Annotated in this window: 15 protein-coding genes; 9 read left to right on the top strand and 6 right to left on the bottom strand. The window is 54.1% G+C overall.

Annotation, left to right across the window (positions count from 1 at the left end; translation table 11 throughout):
* Positions 1-5: 5 nt before the first annotated feature.
* Positions 6-2,120, bottom strand: coding sequence for a bifunctional 23S rRNA (guanine(2069)-N(7))-methyltransferase RlmK/23S rRNA (guanine(2445)-N(2))-methyltransferase RlmL (rlmKL, locus tag N1689_RS02680; protein WP_161735670.1), 2,115 nt, complete (start codon positions 2,118-2,120; stop codon positions 6-8).
* Between the two features lie 110 nt (positions 2,121-2,230).
* On the opposite strand from rlmKL, the gene N1689_RS02675 reads away from it, so the two are divergent.
* Positions 2,231-3,340 carry a YcbX family protein gene (locus N1689_RS02675; protein ID WP_260057801.1) on the top strand — a complete coding sequence of 370 codons (1,110 nt, stop codon included), beginning with the start codon at positions 2,231-2,233 and terminating at the stop codon, positions 3,338-3,340.
* On the opposite strand, the gene N1689_RS02670 is transcribed toward N1689_RS02675, so the two are convergent.
* The 4 genes from N1689_RS02670 to N1689_RS02655 form a co-directional block, all read right to left on the bottom strand.
* Positions 3,341-3,880, bottom strand: a complete 540-nt coding sequence (locus N1689_RS02670; protein WP_260057799.1) for a cell division protein ZapC — start codon at positions 3,878-3,880, stop codon at positions 3,341-3,343. It lies immediately after the preceding gene.
* A 153-nt stretch (positions 3,881-4,033) separates the two neighbouring features.
* Positions 4,034-5,044: a quinone-dependent dihydroorotate dehydrogenase gene (gene pyrD, locus N1689_RS02665; protein ID WP_161735674.1), complete on the bottom strand. Its 1,011-nt coding sequence runs from the start codon at positions 5,042-5,044 to the stop codon at positions 4,034-4,036.
* A gap of 134 nt (positions 5,045-5,178) precedes the next feature.
* Positions 5,179-6,480 (bottom strand): flippase, encoded by a 1,302-nt coding sequence (locus N1689_RS02660; protein ID WP_013357342.1) that lies wholly within the window; start codon positions 6,478-6,480, stop codon positions 5,179-5,181.
* Positions 6,481-6,581: 101 nt separating this feature from the next.
* Positions 6,582-7,562, bottom strand: coding sequence for a glycosyltransferase family 2 protein (locus N1689_RS02655; protein ID WP_161735675.1), 981 nt, complete (start codon positions 7,560-7,562; stop codon positions 6,582-6,584).
* A 748-nt stretch (positions 7,563-8,310) separates the two neighbouring features.
* Between N1689_RS02655 and ssuE the strand changes: the two genes are divergently transcribed.
* The 5 genes from ssuE to ssuB are packed head-to-tail and all read left to right on the top strand — an operon-like array spanning position 8,311 to position 12,572.
* Positions 8,311-8,862, top strand: a complete 552-nt coding sequence (gene ssuE, locus N1689_RS02650; RefSeq protein ID WP_013357340.1) for an NADPH-dependent FMN reductase — start codon at positions 8,311-8,313, stop codon at positions 8,860-8,862.
* Positions 8,863-8,873: 11 nt separating this feature from the next.
* Entirely contained in the window at positions 8,874-9,827 is a 954-nt protein-coding gene (locus tag N1689_RS02645) for a sulfonate ABC transporter substrate-binding protein (protein WP_161735677.1), read from the top strand.
* Positions 9,828-9,836: 9 nt separating this feature from the next.
* Positions 9,837-10,985 carry an FMNH2-dependent alkanesulfonate monooxygenase gene (ssuD, locus tag N1689_RS02640; RefSeq protein ID WP_260057797.1) on the top strand — a complete coding sequence of 383 codons (1,149 nt, stop codon included), beginning with the start codon at positions 9,837-9,839 and terminating at the stop codon, positions 10,983-10,985.
* Between the two features lie 10 nt (positions 10,986-10,995).
* Positions 10,996-11,787, top strand: coding sequence for an aliphatic sulfonate ABC transporter permease SsuC (ssuC, locus tag N1689_RS02635; RefSeq protein WP_161735691.1), 792 nt, complete (start codon positions 10,996-10,998; stop codon positions 11,785-11,787).
* The gene (gene ssuB / locus N1689_RS02630) at positions 11,784-12,572 is read left to right on the top strand and encodes an aliphatic sulfonates ABC transporter ATP-binding protein (RefSeq protein ID WP_260057796.1); all 789 of its coding nucleotides are present in this window, start codon (positions 11,784-11,786) and stop codon (positions 12,570-12,572) included. The genes ssuC and ssuB overlap by 4 nt, the downstream gene beginning before the upstream one ends.
* A gap of 35 nt (positions 12,573-12,607) precedes the next feature.
* Here ssuB and pepN read toward each other — a convergent pair whose 3' ends face one another.
* Complete coding sequence (pepN, locus tag N1689_RS02625; protein ID WP_161735683.1) at positions 12,608-15,223, bottom strand: aminopeptidase N; 2,616 nt, start codon at positions 15,221-15,223, stop codon at positions 12,608-12,610.
* Positions 15,224-15,466: 243 nt separating this feature from the next.
* Between pepN and pncB the strand changes: the two genes are divergently transcribed.
* The 3 genes from pncB (at position 15,467) to ompF (ending at position 19,699) form a co-directional block, all read left to right on the top strand.
* Positions 15,467-16,672, top strand: a complete 1,206-nt coding sequence (gene pncB, locus N1689_RS02620; RefSeq protein ID WP_222924260.1) for a nicotinate phosphoribosyltransferase — start codon at positions 15,467-15,469, stop codon at positions 16,670-16,672.
* Between the two features lie 156 nt (positions 16,673-16,828).
* Positions 16,829-18,229 (top strand): asparagine--tRNA ligase, encoded by a 1,401-nt coding sequence (gene asnS / locus N1689_RS02615; RefSeq protein WP_222924261.1) that lies wholly within the window; start codon positions 16,829-16,831, stop codon positions 18,227-18,229.
* A gap of 300 nt (positions 18,230-18,529) precedes the next feature.
* On the top strand, positions 18,530-19,699 hold the full coding sequence (gene ompF / locus N1689_RS02610) for a porin OmpF (RefSeq protein WP_272926965.1): 1,170 nt from the start codon (positions 18,530-18,532) through the stop codon (positions 19,697-19,699).
* Positions 19,700-19,923: the final 224 nt, after the last annotated feature.

Here is a 19,923-nt window from a genome sequence, read left to right as displayed (position 1 = left end):
TAATCTTATTCCTTACCGGCATGAGTGATCAGCCAGCAGTTGTGAATCTGACGGTTACGCGCGAAGTCCTGCGACTGCGTTTTCTGGGTAATATCCTGCGCCTGCAGGCCCAGTGCTTTCAGACCATCCATGTCCATTTTGAAACCACGTTTGTTATTGGAGAACATGATGGTGCCACCGCGACGCAGCAGGCGTTTCAGGTTACGCATCAGCATCATATGATCGCGCTGAACGTCGAAGCTCTCTTCCATACGTTTTGAGTTAGAGAAGGTTGGCGGATCGATAAAGATCAGGTCAAAATTCTCGTCACTCTCATTCAGCCAGCTCAGGCAATCCGCCTGCATCAGGCGGTGCTGACGTCCGGTTAGTCCGTTAAGACGCAGGTTGCGCTCCGCCCACTCCAGATAGGTACGCGACATATCTACCGTGGTAGTTGAACGCGCCCCACCCAGGCCGGCATGCACACTGGCGGTGCCGGTGTAGGCAAACAGGTTCAGGAAATCTTTACCCTGACTCATCTGGCCGAGCATTTTACGGGCAATGCGGTGATCGAGGAACAGGCCGGTATCGAGATAGTCGGTCAGGTTCACCCAGAAACGCGCATTAAACTCTTTAACGTCGAAATAGTCGCCTTTCTCGCTGAGCTTCTGATACTGCGCTTTACCTTTCTGGCGCTCACGCGTTTTCATAATCAGACGGTCAGCAGGCAGCTGCAGTACGCTCAGTGTCGCGCTGATGACATCGAACAGGCGCTGACGCGCTTTATTCGGATCGATGGTTTTCGGTGGCGCGTATTCCTGAATAATGACCCAGTCGCCATAGCGATCGACAGCAACGTTGTAGTCTGGCAGATCGGCGTCATAAATGCGGTAGCATTCAATGCCTTCCTGACGCGCCCACTTCTCCAGCTTCTTCACATTTTTACGCAGACGGTTTGCGTAATCTTCCGCAATCTGCCCGGCGCTTTCATGGCTGTTAACCGCCAGCTGATAGTTTTTCTGCACGCAATCCAGCGGACCGTTCTTCGCTTTGAACTGGCGATCGGCTCGCAGTTGCAGGCAGCTCAGCAGTTCAGGCGAGGCGCTGAACAGCGACAGGTTCCAGCCGCCAAAATGCTGCTTCATCAGACGTCCGAGCTGGCTGTGCAGCGCAATCAGCGCCGGTTCGCTCTCCAGACGTTCACCGTACGGCGGGTTACTCAGCACCGTACCGTGAACCGCCGGTTCGAGCGGATTGGTCAGTTGCAGCAGGTCCTGCTGCGCAAATGTAAAGAGTTCAAAGACGCCAGCACGACGGGCATTCGCCTGCGCCCACTCCAGCACCCGGCCATTGTTATCGTAGCCAAAGAAGCGCGCCTGAGTCGCGGCTGTGCCCGCGCGGGCACGGTTCTGCGCCTCGGTTTTCACGTCCTGCCACAGCGCAGCATCAAACTTGTTCCAGGCAGTGAAGCCCCAGTGCTTACGTAACAGGCCCGGAGCCCGATCGCTGGCGATCAGCGCCGCTTCAATCAGCAGCGTACCCGAACCGCACATCGGGTCGATCAGCGGCGTGGTCGGCTCCCAGCCTGAACGCAGCACGATAGCCGCCGCCAGCGTCTCTTTTAACGGTGCCTGACCGGTCTGCTGGCGATAACCGCGCTGATGCAGCGAGGTGCCGCTGAGATCCAGCGCAATGCTGGCGCGGTCGTCATTCAGCCAGACGTTGACACGAATATCCGCCTGCTCACGATCGACATCAGGCCGCTCGAGATTCTGACGGGTAAAGCTGTCTACGATGGCATCTTTAACTTTTAGCGCACCGAACTGGCTGTTACGAATCGCGTCGTTGGTGCCGCTGAAATGCACAACAAAGGTTTTGTCGCTGCCGAACATCGACGGCCAGTCCACGCTCTGTACACCCAGATAGAGATCGAGATCGCTGTAGACGCCGAACTCTCCCAGCGGCAACAGGATGCGTGATGCTAAACGACTCCACATCAGGCTTTGGTACATGGCGCGATCGTCGGCTTCGTAGTGAACGCCTCCCTGCACCACTTGCAAATCCTGCGCACCCAGCGCGTCCAGCTCACTTTTTAACAGCTCTTCGAGCCCACGCGCCGTGCTGGCAAACAGAGAATTCATATCGTCACTTTTTAACTCTTGAGAAAATTGTCGCGCATTATAGCGAATCGGAGACCTATGTCATAAAGTTAGCTTCTTTTGTGTCGCGCGTCGGGTTCAAGGAGAACACCATGATCACGCTTTCCCGCTTATTTATTCATCCTGTGAAGTCAATGCGGGGATTAGCGTTGTCACATGCGCTGGTCACTGACAGCGGGCTGGCGTTTGATCGTCTGTTTATGGTGACCGAACCTGATGGCACCTTTATTACTGCACGCCAGCACCCGGAGATGGTGCGCTTTACACCGGCGCTCCTGCCGGATGGCCTGCTGCTGGCTGCGCCGGATGGCAGCCAGACCCTGATCCGCTTCAGCGATTTTAGTGAGCAGGGTCATCCCACCGAAGTCTGGGGCAACCACTTCACTGCGCGCATTGCGCCCGAAGCAGTTAATCAGTGGCTGAGCCAGTTCTTCCCGCGTGACGTTCAACTGCGCTGGGTCGGGCCGCAACCGACTCGCCGGGTCAAAAAGTTTGATCATATTCCGCTGAGCTTTGCCGATGGCTTTCCGTTTTTGCTGATCAACAATGCTTCGCTGCACGATCTGCAACAGCGCTGCCCGGCCAGCGTGCGTGCCGAACAGTTTCGCCCGAATCTGATCGTCAGCGGTGCGGCCGCCTGGGATGAGGATAGCTGGGCAGAGATTCAGATTGGCGACGTCATCTTTGAGGCTCCCAAGCCCTGCAGTCGCTGTGTACTTACTACGGTCAGCACCGAGACCGGACTTAAGCATCCCACCGGTCATCCGCTGGCGACACTGCAGACTTTCCGCACCGCTCAGGATGGCAGTGGCGACATCGATTTCGGTCTGAACTTAGTGGCGCGGAACAGTGGTGTGGTGCGTACGGGTGATGAAATGATCGTCCTGAAACGTCATGCGCCCCGCATCTATGGTGCCGGCGAAGTGGTCGAAACGCTGAAACCACAGCAGCAGACGCCGGATGCCGTGACCATCACGTTTCAGGGTCAGACCTTCACCGGGGATAATCAGCAGGTATTACTGGATCAGCTGGAGATGCAGGGCTTTCGCATCCCTTACTCCTGTCGGGCAGGTCTGTGTGGTAGCTGCAAGCTGAGTCTGGTAGCCGGTGAAGTAAAAGCGCTTAAACAGAGTGCCCTGCGTCAGGACGGCACCCTCTTAAGCTGCAGCTGTATTCCGGTAGGTGATATAGAAGTGAAGTAATCAGACAGCGCGGGCGTAGTGCGCGACCTCCTGGTACCAGGGTTGCAGCCGGTCGTTCATGACCTTGATGGCATCGCCGAGCACCATATTTTTACCGGCCAGGGTTAATCCAGGCTGCGCCAGCAGGCAGAGCGCCGCATTATCACCACTCTCAACCACCAGCAGACGTGCCTGTGTGCCCTCTTCTGCCAGCGTAACCTGCACCATTTCACCGGGACGGGGCTGCATTGCAGGGGCATAAGCGGCGAAATGCCAGCTTTTTGGCATCAGTGGTTTGAGGAAACGCGCGGCGACCAGCGCATTCAGCACCAGTTCAGCGCAATGGCTGCCACTGAGTTTGCACTGACGACAGGTCTCTTCAAAGGTGTAATACAGAGCGGCGTCATCGACACAGAAACCCGACTCAGAGAACGCATCCGGCGTGAGCATTTTGCGGGAAAAGCGGGAACGAAAAAGCATCCCGTCAGCCAGGTCGAGCATCATTCGGTCGTGGCTGCTATCAAAATACCAGCGCCAGTTATCATCGGGTTTAATTTTCATCGTGTGCCCTGTATTTACCGCTGCGCCAAAAATCGCGCAGAATTCAGCGAAAAAAGAAACATAAGGAAAAGCTGAAAAAGCGTGCAACAGGACAAAATATAAACGAGCCGAGGGGATAAATAAACCCCCCGGCCAATCATTGTGAGAATTGTCTTAGAGATGCGTAACGATATCTTTAATTAATCCTGGCCCCTGATAAATAAAGCCTGAATAAATCTGAACCAGCGTTGCGCCAGCGGCGATTTTTTCACGCGCAGCGGTCAGAGAATCAATGCCGCCAACGCCGATAATGGGAAGACGCCCCTGTAGCTCCTGAGAGAGGCGCTGGATCACTGCCGTACTGCGCGACTGCACTGGCCGTCCACTTAATCCACCCGCTTCTTCAGCATGCTTAAGACCGCTTACCAGCGAACGATCGAGCGTGGTATTGCTGGCAATGACGCCATCAATCTGATGACGAATCAAACTGTCCGCGACCTGAATTAACTCCTCTTCAGAGAGATCAGGCGCAATTTTTACGGCCAGCGGAACATATTTCAGATGGCGCTTTTCAAGCTCTTTTTGTTTCTGTTTAATGGAAGAGAGCAAATCATCCAGCGCCTCACCATATTGCAGTGAACGCAAACCTGGCGTGTTAGGCGAGGAAATATTGATGGCAATATAACCGGCATGGGCATAGACCTTTTCCATGCAGATCAGATAATCCTCTTTGCCCTGCTCAACCGGCGTATCTTTATTTTTACCGATATTGATCCCAAGCACGCCGTTAAAACGCGCTTTTTTCACATTCTCAACCAGGTGGTCAACGCCCAGATTATTAAATCCCATCCGGTTGATAATGCCGCCCGCTTCCACCAGACGAAACATCCGCGGCTTATCATTACCTGCCTGGGCGCGCGGCGTGACGGTGCCGACTTCAACAAAACCAAAGCCCATCGCCGCAAACGCATCAATGCACTCGGCGTTCTTATCCAGACCCGCAGCCAGGCCCAGGGCATTCTTAAAGGTCAGTCCCATGCAGGTGACCGGACGCGACGGCAGATTCTGGCGATAAAACAGCTCCAGCGGCGTGCCGTTCATAAAACGCAGTTGCTTAAAGGTGAGTTCGTGCGCGCGTTCGGGGTCGAGTTTAAACAGCGCCGGTCGGACGATAGGATAAAACATGCACTCTCCTGAAGGACGGAAGCAATCGTGAAAGTCGGTGCACGGGAAAATGTGCGCCAGAATGGTAAAGTGCTCTGGCGCAAAAGTAAATCGAAGGGCGGGGATGCAGAAAACTATATGAAAATGCTTTGATCTTAAACGGCGGAATCGTTTACGGGCTGGTTTTTCACTTCGGAAGGAAACAGATACTCCCGTAGGATGCCGTGACGCTGCATGATGCCAAAGATACCGAGACAGACAAACGCTTCAGCCCCTACCATCGACCACGCAGCACCGATAGCACCAAATTTCCACGCCAGGAAACAGCATAGCGGCACGTTTATCACGCCAGCGGCCATCATGACCCACATACGCTGACGCGCCAGACCGTGCGGGATGAGAATCTGTAATCCAGCCGGATAGGCAATGTTGCCGAACAGGAAGCAGAGCACGAAGACGCGCAGCACATCCGCCGACGGAATAAAGTCTTTACCCAGTAAAATAGAGACCACCAGGTCAGCAAAGAACCAGGTAAAGATCACAATCGACAGACTCAGTGAGAATGACAGCAGCAGGCTTTTGCGCGTTGCCGCAATGGCGGCACGTTTATCCCGACCAAACAGATGGCTGACACGCGGGAAGAAAGCACTGCCGATCTGCTCGGGTACGGAGTTAGCCGCTTTACGCAGACGATCCGCACCGTTGTAGATCCCGACCATATAAGTAGAGGTAAAGGAGGCCAGGATCACCACGTTGACGCTGTTAAACAGATTGGCACCCGCGATAGCAATAAACACATCCATGCTGTCGGTGATGCGCTGTTTGATTTCGCGCGGCTCAAAGCGGTAACGGCCAATGACCTTCATCTCCAGCACAAACTTCAGCGTAATCGCTGCACTGATGATGGAGACAGTGCCAGGGATCAGCGCCGCCAGCCAGGTATCCTGCGGGGATTTCACCAGCAAAAAGGTCAGTGGAATGGCACAGAAGTTACCGAAGGTGGCGATCATCGCCGTTTTACCCAGTTTCTCAAACCCCTGCATCAGCCAGCCGAATGAAAACAGCGAGCCTATCAGCGTGGTGCAGTTCGCCAGAATGATAAAAAACAGCGGATGCCAGGCGGGATTAAACCAGGTCGCCGTCAGTAACGTGCCACTGGTCACCACCAGCAGCATCAGCTTGGCGTTAAACGTTGACCAGAAAAGCTGACTGACGCGTTCCTTATCATCACGATGATGAGCAATGTCTTTAGTAGTAAAGACGTTGAATCCCCAGTCAGAGATGGTACTGCAATAGAGCACGCAGGCGATGGCCAGCGCCAGCGTCCCCATCTGCTCTACACCCAGAACGCGGGCAAGATAGGGCAGCGTGGCCAGCGGAAACAAAAATGATGCGCCGCGGTAGGCCAGCAGCGAGAAAATATTAATAACCAGACTTTTATCGAGTACTTTTGCCATGACGCAACAACCTTATACACATTGCATGTCTCACCTTCTCATTTCGCAAAGGCATAAACAATATCGCTTCACATTTTTCAGAATCAGGCTGCTTTTCAGAATCAGGCGGCGTTTTTCAGCTCTTTTTTGACCTTGTAATGCTGAAGTGCAATAAACAGTTCAGGCCGATTGAACAATAGCCACTCTTTAACGTTTTCTGTTTTCACATTGCGACCCATAAAGCGAATTGCGTTAAGCACATATTCCGGCACAGGCGTACGATTATAAAGTGATAAGTAGATCATCAGACGAAACGAGTGAATTAAATAGGCTTTTTCAAGCGTATCGCGCCACGCTGATTTAACCAGAGAGCCGGTTAACGTATTGTAGGCGTGCATAAAGGCATCATAACGCTGATAGAAAAACTCATTACTTTTGGTACTGTTCGTCAGTGAGCCGTTACGAATACGCTGTTTATAATAAACCTGATGGCTCACCCAGGCCTGCTGACTTTTCATAAAGCAGGAGAGCGTAAAATTGTGGTCTTCATGAACGCGTTTAACAAAGCGTAATTTATGCTGTTCAATAACACGTTTGCTGATGACATAGCTCCACGCCGCTGACGTATAGCTGCCGTTACGCAGCAGGCCCAATAAGACGTCCTGCGGTTTTTGCTGCCCAAAGTGTTCGTGTCTGACTTTTGGCGAGGTGATATCAATATGGCCGTCGCGATAGACGCACGATTTAAAACAGAACAGATCCGTTTCAGGATGCTTTTCCGCCACCATGCTCAGTTCAGCGACCAACCCATCCGCCACGACGTCGTCTGGATCGCAGAAAAAGAGAAACTGACCCTTAGCCTGCTCAATACCCACATCACGTGCATGACCGGCACCACCATTCTCAGTCGTCATTATTTTCACCTGAGCAAGGTGTGCATAATTCTGTTCAAGTAAGGCTAATGTTCCATCGGTGGAGCCATCATTCACAATGATTATTTCATTGGGTGCTTTAACCTGACGTAATAATGAATCGACGCACTCCACAATATATTTTTCAACATTGTAGGTTGGAATAATCACTGATAATAAAGTGTCAGACATAGGCAATTCTCTGCTGTTAGAAAAAAGACAATACGAGTCACCTGCCAGATGCAGGGCCTGACCAGAGGCGAAACGTCGAAAAGAGTAATACGCTACTATTATGATGGCTTTGATTGAGCCTGATTATCTTAAACCGGTTATGCGAAAAAAGACCACTTGTAAAAATTATCTAAACGTTTCACCTGATTTTCACTGTTAAAAAAAGTGCATCTATAGCCCGCTGTAATGTTAAAACCGTTGAGGAATGATTTAAAATCCCCCCACAAAGCAGGCGTAACCAGATTCAGAAATCTGTAAGCGAACATCTGAAAAGATGAATATCTTCACTATTCCTTCATTTTTATTACAGTTTACTTTCTGCAATTAATCTTAATCTTTGGCGGATGCGGCCGCAGTTACGCTGATTCCGTGCCGCTTCAGAGGCTATTTTTTCAACCGTTTCGCTTTAACACCGCGTCATTCTCAGGAAGATTGATTAAGCAATCAGACGAAAGAGAATTTTTCTGATCAATCACCCCATTATAGCAATCTCATATCATACCCATTAATGAATTGCTCAGCTGCCAGCGCCTAATTTAAGAATTATCGGAAGCGGTAGTTTTATTCGCTGCTACAGGCACGTCTATTTGCAGTTTTTACCCTTGCTTTGCCGGATAAATCATTTAAGCCCACTCCCCTGCTCTGACAGTATGAAGGCATAAGTTCTCAACATTAAATAATCAATAACTTTTAGTTATAAGGAGTGATAATGCGAGTTATTACGCTGGCAGGCAGCCCACGATTTCCCTCCCGCTCAACTTCATTACTGACGTTGTGTCAGCACAAACTGGAAGCTCGTGGCATTGAAGTCATTCCCTGGAATATTCACAACTTTCAGCCTGACGATCTGATTAATGCGCGCTTTGATGCACCCGCGCTGCTGGCCCTGCGTGACGATCTGGCCTCGGCTGATGGGCTGATTGTGGCAACACCTATCTATAAAGCGTCGTTTTCGGGCGCGCTGAAGACCCTGCTCGACCTGCTGCCTGAGCGCGCACTGGAGCATAAAGTTGTGTTGCCACTCGCCAGCGGCGGCAGTGTCGGCCATATGCTGGCGCTGGACTACGCGCTGAAGCCGGTTCTCAACGCGCTGAAAGCACAGGAAATTCTGCATGGGGTCTACGCCGAAGACAGCCAGGTTACGCATTACGATCGTCAGCCTGTACTGGAAGATTCACTGGCAGAGCGTCTTGACGAAGCCGTCTCCGCGTTCTGGCTGGCGCTGACCCGTCATCACCATCCCGTTGCGCAGGCAGTATAAGGAAGCGATCAATGAAGCAGAGATTAGGAAAGTGGCTGGTGGCGGGACTCTTACTGGCTGGCCTTCAGGTACAGGCCGCAGAATCGGATCCGGCTGAGATTCGCATCGGCTATCAGAAAGGTTCGGTCAGCATGGTACTGGCGAAGTCACATCAGTTGCTGGAGAAACGGTTCCCCCATACTCAGATTAAGTGGATCGAGTTCCCGGCTGGCCCGCAAATGCTGGAAGCGCTGAACATTAACAGTATCGATCTCGGCAGTACCGGTGACCTTCCGCCACTGTTTGCCCAGGCCGCAGGCGCAGATCTGCTCTATGTCGGCTCGGAGCCGCCAAAACCGAAATCAGAAGTGATTCTGGTGCCGAAAAACAGCGCTCTGAAACAGGTCTCCGATCTGAAAGGCAAAAAAGTCGCTTTCCAGAAAGGCTCCAGTTCACACAATTTACTGCTGCGCGCATTACAGCAGGCGGGCCTCACGTTTAAAGACATCACGCCGGTTTATCTGACACCAGCCGATGCGCGCGCTGCCTTCCAGCAGGGTGATGTGGATGCCTGGGCAATCTGGGATCCCTACTACTCTTCAGTACTGTTGCAGGGTAATTCGCGCCTGCTGATTGATGGCAGCTCACTGAATCTGACCGGGTCCTTCTATCTGGCGACGCGCAGCTATGCCGAAGCCCACGGCGCGTTTATCCAGCAGGTGCTGGACACCTTCAGCAGTGCCGACGCGCTGACGATCAGCCAGCCTAAGCAGAGCACCACGCTTCTTGCCCAGGCGATGGGCCTGTCTGAACCCGTTATTGCCAGCTATCTCAGCCATCGTCCACCCACCCGGATTTCGCCGGTCAGTGCTGAAACCGCAGCCGCACAGCAGCGTACCGCTGATCTGTTTTATGCCAATCATCTGTTGCCAGTCAAAGTGACGATTCAGGATCGCATCTGGCAACCGCATACCGTAACGCAGTAAGGAGCAATAATGAGCGTATCCATATTCTGGTTCCTGCCGACGCATGGCGACGGCCACTACCTTGGTACCGCCGAAGGCGCGCGACCGGTTGATCACGCCTATTTACAGCAGGTGGCGCAGGCCGCTGACCGTCTCGGCTTTGGTGGTGTATTAATCCCGACCGGCCGCTCCTGCGAAGATGCCTGGCTGGTTGCCGCCTCGCTGATCCCGGTGACGCAGCGCCTGCGTTTCCTGGTCGCGCTACGACCCGGCGTCATTTCACCGACTCAGGCGGCGCGTCAGGCTGCCACGCTGGATCGTCTCTCCAACGGCCGTGCGCTGTTCAATCTGGTGACCGGCGGCGATCCGGAAGAACTGGCGGGCGACGGCGTGTTCCTGGATCACCGTGAGCGTTACGCAGAATCTGCCGAGTTCACCCGCGTCTGGCGCCGGGTGCTGGAAGGCGAAACGGTTGATTACGAAGGCAAGCACGTGAAGGTTCGCGGCGCGCGTCTGATGTTTAAACCGGTGCAGCAGCCTCGCCCACCGCTGTGGTTTGGCGGCTCTTCTGAACCGGCTCAGGAACTGGCGGCCGAACAGGTCGATGTTTACCTTACCTGGGGCGAACCGCCTGCTCAGGTTAAAGAGAAGATTGATCAGGTGCGCGCGAAAGCGGCCGCGCAGGGACGTACGGTGCGGTTTGGTATCCGTTTGCATGTGATTGTGCGCGAAACCAACGAAGAGGCCTGGCAGGCCGCCGACCGGCTGATTGCCAATGTCGATGACGCCACTATTGCGAAGGCACAGGCAGCGTTCCAGCGGGCCGATTCTGTAGGGCAGCGCCGGATGGCCGCGCTGCACGGTGGTCGCCGCGACAAACTCGAAATCAGCCCGAATCTGTGGGCAGGTGTGGGTCTGGTACGCAGTGGAGCCGGTACAGCGCTGGTCGGTGATGGCCCAACCGTTGCCGCACGCATCAAAGAGTATGAAGCACTGGGCATTGAGACCTTTATCCTGTCAGGTTATCCGCATCTGGAAGAGGCTTATCGCGTCGGCGAACTGCTGTTCCCGCATCTTGATCTGCAGGTTCCACTCGTGCCTCAGCCGCGCGTCGTTCAGGCGCACGGTGAAGCGGTAACCAACGATTTTACCCCTGAGAAAAAAGCCGCCCGGGGCTGAGGAGAGCATGATGGCCAGAACCCGAAAACGCCTTGCTGATACGCTGGTGCCGTGGCTATTGCCGACACTGCTTGTCGTGGTGTGGCAGATTGCTTCGCAAACCGGCTGGTTATCGAACCGTATTCTGCCCGCGCCGGAGAAAATTGTGACCACCTTCTGGCAGCTGACTGTCAGCGGTGAACTCTGGCAGCATCTGGCAATAAGCAGCTGGCGGGCACTGATCGGTTTCAGCATTGGCGGTTCGATCGGCCTGATACTTGGGCTGATCACCGGCACCTCAAAAACCGGTGAACGGCTGCTGGATACGTCGGTGCAGATGCTGCGCAATGTGCCACATCTGGCGCTGATCCCGTTGGTGATCCTCTGGTTCGGTATCGACGAGTCCGCCAAAATCTTTCTGGTGGCGCTGGGCACGCTGTTCCCGATCTACCTGAATACCTATCACGGCATCCGCAATATCGATCGCGGACTGGTTGAGATGGCACGCAGCTATGGCCTCTCCGGCTGGAGCCTGTTTATCCAGGTGATCCTGCCCGGCGCACTGCCAAATATTATGGTCGGCGTGCGTTTTGCGCTGGGTCTGATGTGGCTGACGCTGATTGTCGCTGAAACCATCTCCGCCAACGCGGGCATCGGCTATCTGGCAATGAACGCACGTGAATTCCTGCAGACCGATGTGGTGGTGGTCGCCATCATTCTCTATGCCCTGCTCGGCAAACTGGCGGATGTCGCCGCGTTGTTACTGGAACGCGTCTGGCTGCGCTGGCACCCCGCTTACCAACTAAAGGAGGAGAACGCATGAGCCAGACTCTCTCACCAGCCCGCCTTAACACTGGCACGCCGGTTGGCGTTAACGGCGTCAGCAAACAGTATGGCAGTCGTACCATTCTCAATAAGATCGACCTGCATATTCCTTCGGGTCAGTTTGTGGCGGTAGTGGGTCGCAGCGGCTGCGGCAAAAGCACCCTGTTGCGCCTGCTGGCCGGACTTGAACACAGCTCCAGCGGTGAATTGCTGGCAGGGAATACGCCGCTGCAGTCAGCACGCGACGATACCCGCCTGATGTTTCAGGATGCGCGACTGCTGCCGTGGAAAAAAGTCATTGATAACGTCGGGCTGGGCCTGCGCGGCCGCGAATGGCGCAGCGCAGCGATGGATGCCCTGACGGCGGTGGGACTGGCCGATCGCGCCAATGAGTGGCCGGCTGCACTCTCTGGTGGACAGAAACAACGCGTGGCGCTGGCCCGAGCGCTGATTCATCGGCCCGGCTTACTGCTGCTGGATGAACCACTGGGGGCGCTGGATGCCCTGACACGCATTGAAATGCAGGGATTGATTGAGTCACTGTGGCAGCAACATCATTTTACCGTGCTGCTGGTCACGCATGATGTCAGTGAAGCGGTCGCGATGGCGGATCGTGTGTTGTTGATCGAAGAGGGCGAAATCGGTCTGGATCTGCTGGTAGATTTGCCGCGACCACGGCGTCGTGGGTCTGCGCGGCTGGCCGAGCTGGAAGCAGAGGTACTGGATCGGGTGATGCAGCGTACGGAACGACCGCAGCCGGTACGTTACGCGCAGCAGCGCTGAAAAAGGGAGCGTCTCAGACGCTCCCTTTTTTATTATCAGGCGTTCAGTGCCCGGGTAATTTTTTCGTAGAGATCGCCAGAGAGTTTATCCAGTTCCAGCAGTTGCTCCAGCGCCTGACGCATCATCGCCTGACGGCCTTCGTCATAACGTTTCAGACGAATCAGCGGCTCCACCATTCGTGCCGCAACCTGCGGATTGCGGGTGTTCAGATCGGTGAGCATCTCCACCAGGAACTTATAACCGCTGCCATCTTTAGCATGGAATGCGGCCGGGTTAGCCGAGGCAAAAGCCCCCACCAGCGAGCGAACGCGGTTTGGATTACTCATGGTGAAGGAGCGATGATTCAGCAGCTGACGCACGTTGCGCATCACGTTGGCAGCCGGGCTGGTCGCCTGCAGCACAAACCATTTATCCATCACCAGACCGTCCTGATGCCAGCGCTCATCGTAAGCTGCCAGCAGCGCATCACGGCACGGTAACTGTGCCGCAACAGCAGCGGAAAGCGCCGCCAGCGCATCGGTCATGTTGGTCGCCTGGTGATACTGCGTCTGCACCAGTTTATCCGCCAGCTGCGCATCGCTGAAGGCAAGATAGGTCAGGCAGATATTTTTCAGGCTGCGCTGACCAATCGCGTCATGCTCCACGCGATATTCAGGCTGCTGATTGGCGTTGTAGATCGCAAAGAACTCATCGGCCAGTTCGCGTGCCAGTGTGCGTTGCAGGGCATCACGCACCAGCGCAATCGCCTGCGGATCGATAGTGTCAAACAGCTCGGCAATCTCATTTTCTGACGGCAGCGTCAGGATCAGCGCGGTCAGGGCCGGGTCACAGTCGGTATCGAGCAGCACCGCGCGGAAAGCATCGGCAACATGCAGCGGCAGCGACAGATGCTGGCCCTGCTGATAGCGGGCGACATTCAGACGGATATAGGTCGCCAGCAGGCTCTGAGCCGCATCCCAGCGGGAGAAGTCATTGCGTGCATGACGCATCAGGAAGGTGAGCTGAGCATCACTCCATTTGTAATCGAGCTTCACCGGGGCGGAGAATTCACGCAGTAGCGACGGCACAGGCTGGAAGTAGACATTATCGAAAATAAAGGTCTGGAACTCTTCGGTGACATTCAGCACATGATGCACCGGATGGCCGTTATTCTGCAGCGGGATCACCTTGCCTTCACCGTCATATAGCTCGATATCCAGCGGGATATGCAGCGGCAGCTTCTCTTTCTGATCGGCAGTTGCAGGGGTGTGCTGCGTGACGTGCAGCGTATACTGCTCCAGCTCCGGGTTGTAATCATCGCGCACCGTCAGTACCGGCGTACCGGACTGGCTGTACCAGCGGCGGAACTGCGACAGATCGATATTTGAGGCATCTTCCATCGCCTGAACAAAGTCATCACAGGTGGCGGCGCTGCCGTCATGGCGATCAAAATAGAGCTTCATGCCCTTCTGGAAATTCTCTTCACCCAGCAGGGTGTGCATCATACGGATGACCTCTGACCCTTTTTCATACACCGTCAGGGTATAGAAGTTGTTCATCTCAATGACCTGATCCGGACGGATCGGGTGTGCCATCGGGCTGGCATCTTCGGCGAACTGCGCGCCGCGTACGATACGCACGTTATCAATGCGGTTCACCGCGCGTGAACCCAGATCGGAGCTGAACTCCTGATCGCGGAACACGGTCAGCCCCTCTTTCAGGCTGAGCTGGAACCAGTCGCGGCAGGTCACGCGGTTACCGGTCCAGTTGTGGAAATATTCGTGACCGATAACCGCCTCAATGCCGAGGTAATCTTTGTCCGTCGCCGTTTCCGCTTTCGCCAGCACATATTTGGCGTTGAAGACGTTAAGGCCTTTGTTCTCCATGGCGCCCATGTTGAAGAAGTCCACTGCGACGATCATAAAGATGTCGAGGTCATACTCCAGGCCGAAACGCTCTTCATCCCACTTCATACTATTTTTCAGCGAGGTCATCGCCCAGTCGGCACGATCGAGGTTACCGCGATCGACGAAGATCTCCAGCGCCACATCACGGCCTGAACGGGTGGTGAAGCTGTCGCGCAGCACGTCGAAATCGCCCGCCACCAGCGCAAACAGGTAGCACGGTTTCGGGAACGGATCCTGCCACTTCACCCAGCTGCGACCCTGCTCATCCCGGCCGCTGTCAATCCGGTTACCGTTGGAGAGCAGGAATGGATAACGCTCACCATTGGCATAAATGGTGGTGGTAAAACGTGCCAGCACATCAGGGCGATCGAGATACCAGGTAATATGACGGAAGCCTTCAGCCTCACATTGGGTGCAGAGCGCCTCGCCCGATTTGTACAGCCCTTCCAGCGCGGTGTTCTGATCCGGATGAATATCATTGATGATTTTCAGGGTGAAGCTGTCCGGCAGCTGGCTGATGACCAGTGCGCCCTCTTCTTCACGGAAGGCCGTCCAGGCTTGCCCGTCGACCTCCAGCGCAATCAGCGTTAACGCTTCGCCGTCCAGTCGCAGCTCAGCCTGGCTGTCGCCCACGCGTTTAACCTGGCTGATGGCCGTTACACGGGTCGTCGACGCATCCAGTTCAAAAGTTAAATCGATATCGGTGATGGTGTAATCGGGTGCACGGTAGTCGTGGCGATACTTGATTTGGGGCTGTTGCGTCATATTGCGTCTCGCGTTGTTATAAGTTTACCGGCAAAGTCTAAGCTTGTTACTACAAGCTTGCCACGCACAATGCACCTAAAGGGTGAAATGGCTACACTTTGTTAACAAAGGCACAGATTGGCCTCGACCCGCCCGACTGAAATATGCTGTGATCGGCTTCAGATAGTGAATTATACTTTTGCGTCTTTATGACTGTGTACAACACCGGGCACTGCGCCACCGAACAGGATGCTGAAACGCGCCATGACAGGACATGCTTCCCCGATACTGACCTCCCTGCTGGATACGGACGCCTATAAACTCCATATGCAGCAGGCCGTTTTCCACCGCTATCATGACGTAACGGTGGCGGCGGAGTTTCGCTGCCGCGGCGACGAACTACTGGGTCTCTACGCTGACGAAATTCGTGACGCGATTACTGCCATGCAACACCTGGCGCTGACTGATGATGAAGCGACCTGGTTATCCCGCCTTCCCTTCTTCCGGCAGGATTACCTCAGCTGGTTGCGCCAGTTCCGCTATAACCCGGAGCAGGTTGAGGTGCGCAATCACCATGGCAAACTGGAACTTCGTATCCAGGGGCCGTGGCGGGAGGTGATCATGTGGGAGGTGCCGCTACTGGCGCTGATCAGTGAGATTGTGCATCGTCATCGCACGCCGCAGGTCACCACTCAGCAGGCGATCGACCATTTGCATCAGAAACTCGGCGACTTTAAGACGCAGGTAGCGGATCTGGATATGTCGCGCTTCCGCCTGATGGATTTCGGCACCCGTCGCCGCTATTCGCAGGATGTGCAGCAGGCGATTGTCTCCACACTGAAACAGGATTTTCCGTGGCTGATTGGCACCAGTAATTATGATCTGGCGCGCCGTCTGTCTCTGACGCCGGTCGGTACTCAGGCGCATGAGTGGTTCCAGGCCTTCCAGCAAATCAGCCCGGTTCTCGCCAACAGTCAGCGTGCTGCGCTGCAGGCCTGGCTGGACGAGTATGACGATCAGCTGGGTATCGCGCTGACCGATTGCATCGCGATGGATGCGTTCCTGCGCGATTTCGGTCCGATGTTTGCCCGCCGCTACCAGGGGCTGCGTCACGACTCCGGCGATCCGGTTGAATGGGGCGAGAAAGCACTGGCTCATTATCAGAAGCTGGGTATCGATCCGCAAAGTAAACATCTGGTCTTTTCTGACAACTTAAATCTCGACAAAGCGCTGGCGCTTTATCGCCACTTTGGTCAGCGGACGAATGTCGTGTTCGGCATCGGTACCCGCCTGACCTGCGATATTCCGGGCGTAACGCCACTGAACATCGTTATCAAGCTGGTGCAGTGCAACGGCAAGCCAGTAGCGAAACTTTCAGACAGCCCGGGCAAAACCATCTGCCAGGATAAGGCTTTTGTCAAAGCGCTGCGAAAAGCCTTTGATCTGCCGCTGGTGAAAAAAGCGAGTTAAACCTCTTCTTATCGGGGCGTTGATGCGCCCCGCCTCTGCTGTAATAAATCCGCTTTCCCCCTGAATTTTGCTTGTTTCCTGAAGACTCACAAGTAACATAGCAAAACCCCGGATGGGGCAACTTTTAACTCACTTCTTCTATATAGAGAGATATTTATGAGCGTAGTGCCTGTAGCGGACGTACTGCACGGTCGCGTCGCGGTTGACAGTGAAGTCACCGTACGTGGTTGGGTGCGTACCCGAAGAGATTCCAAAGCCGGTCTTTCCTTCATCGCTGTCTATGACGGCTCCTGCTTTAATCCCGTTCAGGCTGTCGTCAATAATTCTCTGAATAATTATCAGGATGAAGTGCTGCGTCTGACCACGGGCTGTTCCGTCATCGTGACCGGTAAAGTGGTGGCGTCGCCGGGTCAGGGCCAGGCGTTTGAAATTCAGGCGACCAGCCTGGAAGTCGTCGGCTGGGTAGAAGATCCGGACAGCTACCCGATGGCGGCGAAGCGTCACAGCATCGAGTATCTGCGCGAAGTGGCACACCTGCGTCCACGCACTAACCTGATTGGCGCGGTCGCCCGCGTTCGCCATACTCTGGCGCAGGCGCTGCATCGCTTCTTCCATGAAAATGGCTATTTCTGGGTTTCCACTCCGCTGATCACTGCATCCGATACCGAAGGTGCTGGCGAAATGTTCCGTGTCTCGACGCTGGATATGGAAAACCTGCCGCGTAATGATCAGGGCAAAGTCGACTTCAGCGAAGATTTCTTTGGCAAAGAAGCCTTCCTGACTGTTTCCGGTCAGCTGAACGGCGAAACCTATGCCAGCGCCCTGTCGAAGATCTACACCTTCGGCCCGACGTTCCGCGCAGAGAATTCCAACACCAGCCGCCATCTGGCGGAATTCTGGATGCTGGAGCCGGAAATCGCCTTTGCCTCACTGGATGATGCGGCTGCACTGGCCGAAGCAATGCTGAAGTATGTCTTCAACGCGGTGCTGGAAGAGCGTGCCGATGACATGGCGTTCTTCGCTGAGCGCGTGGATAAAGATGCCGTTGAGCGTCTTCAGCGTTTCATTACCACCGATTTTGCCCAGGTCGACTACACCGACGCGGTTGAGATCCTGATGAACTGCGGTCAGACCTTCGAAAACCCGGTTTCCTGGGGTATCGATCTCTCCTCAGAGCATGAGCGTTACCTGGCCGAGAAACACTTTAAAGCGCCGGTGGTGGTGAAAAACTATCCGAAAGACATTAAAGCGTTCTATATGCGCCTGAACGAGGATGGCAAAACCGTGGCGGCGATGGATGTTCTGGCGCCAGGCATTGGTGAGATCATCGGCGGTTCACAGCGTGAAGAGCGTCTGGATGTCCTGGATGCGCGTCTGGAAGAGATGGGTCTGAATAAAGAAGATTACTGGTGGTATCGTGACCTGCGTCGCTACGGTACTGTGCCACATTCAGGTTTCGGACTGGGCTTTGAACGTTTAATCGCCTATGTGACTGGCGTGCAAAATGTCAGGGACGTTATCCCCTTCCCGCGCACGCCACGCAATGCAAGTTTCTAAAATTCAGCATTAAATATAAGAAATTCATATATATAAAGAGGTCGGCACTGCCGGCCTTTTTTTATTTTTGTAAATTTTGAGTTCTCTCACAAAGTTCCGTATTTTTTACATTTTGTAATACATATTTTCTTACTGAAACAAGATTACGAGTTTAGTAGCATTTAAGCGCTAGAATTACGGCGGGTGGGATGGAAAGATGCGTGCAGACACAGGAAGACACCAAACTTCGCTCAGGGTTCTGTAAAGATTTCCTGACGGCAGTGGCAGGTGTACAAATAACTCCAATGAGGGTAATGAATAATGATGAAGCGCAATATTCTTGCAGTGGTTATCCCTGCTCTGTTAGCCGCCGGCGCAGCAAACGCTGCAGAAATCTATAACAAAGACGGCAACAAACTGGACCTGTACGGTAAAGCAGTCGGCCTGCACTACTTCTCTGATGCCTCAGACAACGACGGTGACAAATCTTATGTTCGTTTCGGCTTTAAAGGCGAAACCCAGATTAATGACCAGCTGACCGGTTACGGCCAGTGGGAATACAACATTCAGGCGAACAACTCTGAAGGTTCTGATGCACAGAATGGCAACAAAACCCGTCTGGGCTTTGCCGGTCTGAAATTCGGTGACGCTGGCTCAATCGACTACGGCCGTAACTACGGTGTGGTTTATGATGCTATCGGCTGGACCGATATGCTGCCAGAGTTCGGTGGTGATTCAGGATATTCCGATAACTTCATGAACGGCCGTAGCACCGGCCTGCTGACCTACCGCAACACCAACTTCTTCGGCCTGGTTGATGGCTGGGACTTCGCAGTTCAGTATCAGGGTAAAAACGAGCGCACCGGTACCGACGGCCTGCGTCGCTCCAACGGCGACGGCTACGGTGTGTCAACCTCTTATACCTCACCAATCGGTCTGGGTATCGTAGGTGCTTATAGCAGCAGCGACCGTACTAATGCTCAGGCAGCAGGCGCACAGACAACTGTTACACCTAGCGCGGCTAATGGCGGCGGTGATGCAACTACCACTGTCACCGGCCAGGGTGCTGGTAAACGTGCTGAAAACTGGGCAACGGCAATCAAGTACGATGCAAACAATGTTTACCTGGCTGCAATGTATGGCGAGACACGCAATTCAACACCAGTTACTGCTACCGGTACTCTGGCTAACGGCAACGCGTTCTCTACCACTGGCTTTGCAAACAAAGCACAGAACATTGAATTGGTTGCACAGTATCAGTTCGACTTCGGTCTGCGTCCATCCATTGCCTATGTACAGTCTAAAGGCAAAGACATTGAAGGCGTGGGCGATGCTGACCTGGTTAAATACATCGACGTTGGCGCGACTTACTACTTCAACAAAAACATGTCTACCTATGTGGACTATCAGATCAACCAGCTGGATGACAACAACCGTCTGGGTCTGAACACAGACGACGTGGTTGGTGTTGGCCTGGTTTACCAGTTCTAATTCCGCTTTAAACATGTTGAAAAACGGGGCTACGGCCCCGTTTTTTATGGCTGCTATTCCCAACAGGTGCGTTTTGCCCCGAGCCGTTACCCCGCTTTAATCACTACCTTTCTCCGTCGCGCAATCCACACTGCAAAATGTATGAATTTGTCTCGCAAACGGTTGGCATTTGCCTGGCCGGACGCTAACCTGAGAGCCCTCTTGCTAAAGTTCACGCTAATGGA

The organism is Pantoea sp. XY16, from assembly GCF_025153065.1.
GTDB classification, from domain to species: domain Bacteria; phylum Pseudomonadota; class Gammaproteobacteria; order Enterobacterales; family Enterobacteriaceae; genus Pantoea; species Pantoea alfalfae.
The sequence above is the reverse complement of the archived record's forward strand: the minus strand, read 5'-3'. Positions and strand labels throughout refer to the sequence as shown.

Excerpts from the sequence above, each read along its gene's own strand:
- rlmKL (WP_161735670.1), bottom strand. The coding sequence starts at position 2,120 with ATGAATTCTCTGTTTGCCAGCACGGCGCGTGGGCTCGAAGAGCTGTTA.
- N1689_RS02675 (WP_260057801.1), top strand. The coding sequence starts at position 2,231 with ATGATCACGCTTTCCCGCTTATTTATTCATCCTGTGAAGTCAATGCGG.
- N1689_RS02670 (WP_260057799.1), bottom strand. The coding sequence starts at position 3,880 with ATGAAAATTAAACCCGATGATAACTGGCGCTGGTATTTTGATAGCAGC.
- pyrD (WP_161735674.1), bottom strand. The coding sequence starts at position 5,044 with ATGTTTTATCCTATCGTCCGACCGGCGCTGTTTAAACTCGACCCCGAA.
- N1689_RS02660 (WP_013357342.1), bottom strand. The coding sequence starts at position 6,480 with ATGGCAAAAGTACTCGATAAAAGTCTGGTTATTAATATTTTCTCGCTG.
- N1689_RS02655 (WP_161735675.1), bottom strand. The coding sequence starts at position 7,562 with ATGTCTGACACTTTATTATCAGTGATTATTCCAACCTACAATGTTGAA.
- ssuE (WP_013357340.1), top strand. The coding sequence starts at position 8,311 with ATGCGAGTTATTACGCTGGCAGGCAGCCCACGATTTCCCTCCCGCTCA.
- N1689_RS02645 (WP_161735677.1), top strand. The coding sequence starts at position 8,874 with ATGAAGCAGAGATTAGGAAAGTGGCTGGTGGCGGGACTCTTACTGGCT.
- ssuD (WP_260057797.1), top strand. The coding sequence starts at position 9,837 with ATGAGCGTATCCATATTCTGGTTCCTGCCGACGCATGGCGACGGCCAC.
- ssuC (WP_161735691.1), top strand. The coding sequence starts at position 10,996 with ATGGCCAGAACCCGAAAACGCCTTGCTGATACGCTGGTGCCGTGGCTA.
- ssuB (WP_260057796.1), top strand. The coding sequence starts at position 11,784 with ATGAGCCAGACTCTCTCACCAGCCCGCCTTAACACTGGCACGCCGGTT.
- pepN (WP_161735683.1), bottom strand. The coding sequence starts at position 15,223 with ATGACGCAACAGCCCCAAATCAAGTATCGCCACGACTACCGTGCACCC.
- pncB (WP_222924260.1), top strand. The coding sequence starts at position 15,467 with ATGACAGGACATGCTTCCCCGATACTGACCTCCCTGCTGGATACGGAC.
- asnS (WP_222924261.1), top strand. The coding sequence starts at position 16,829 with ATGAGCGTAGTGCCTGTAGCGGACGTACTGCACGGTCGCGTCGCGGTT.
- ompF (WP_272926965.1), top strand. The coding sequence starts at position 18,530 with ATGATGAAGCGCAATATTCTTGCAGTGGTTATCCCTGCTCTGTTAGCC.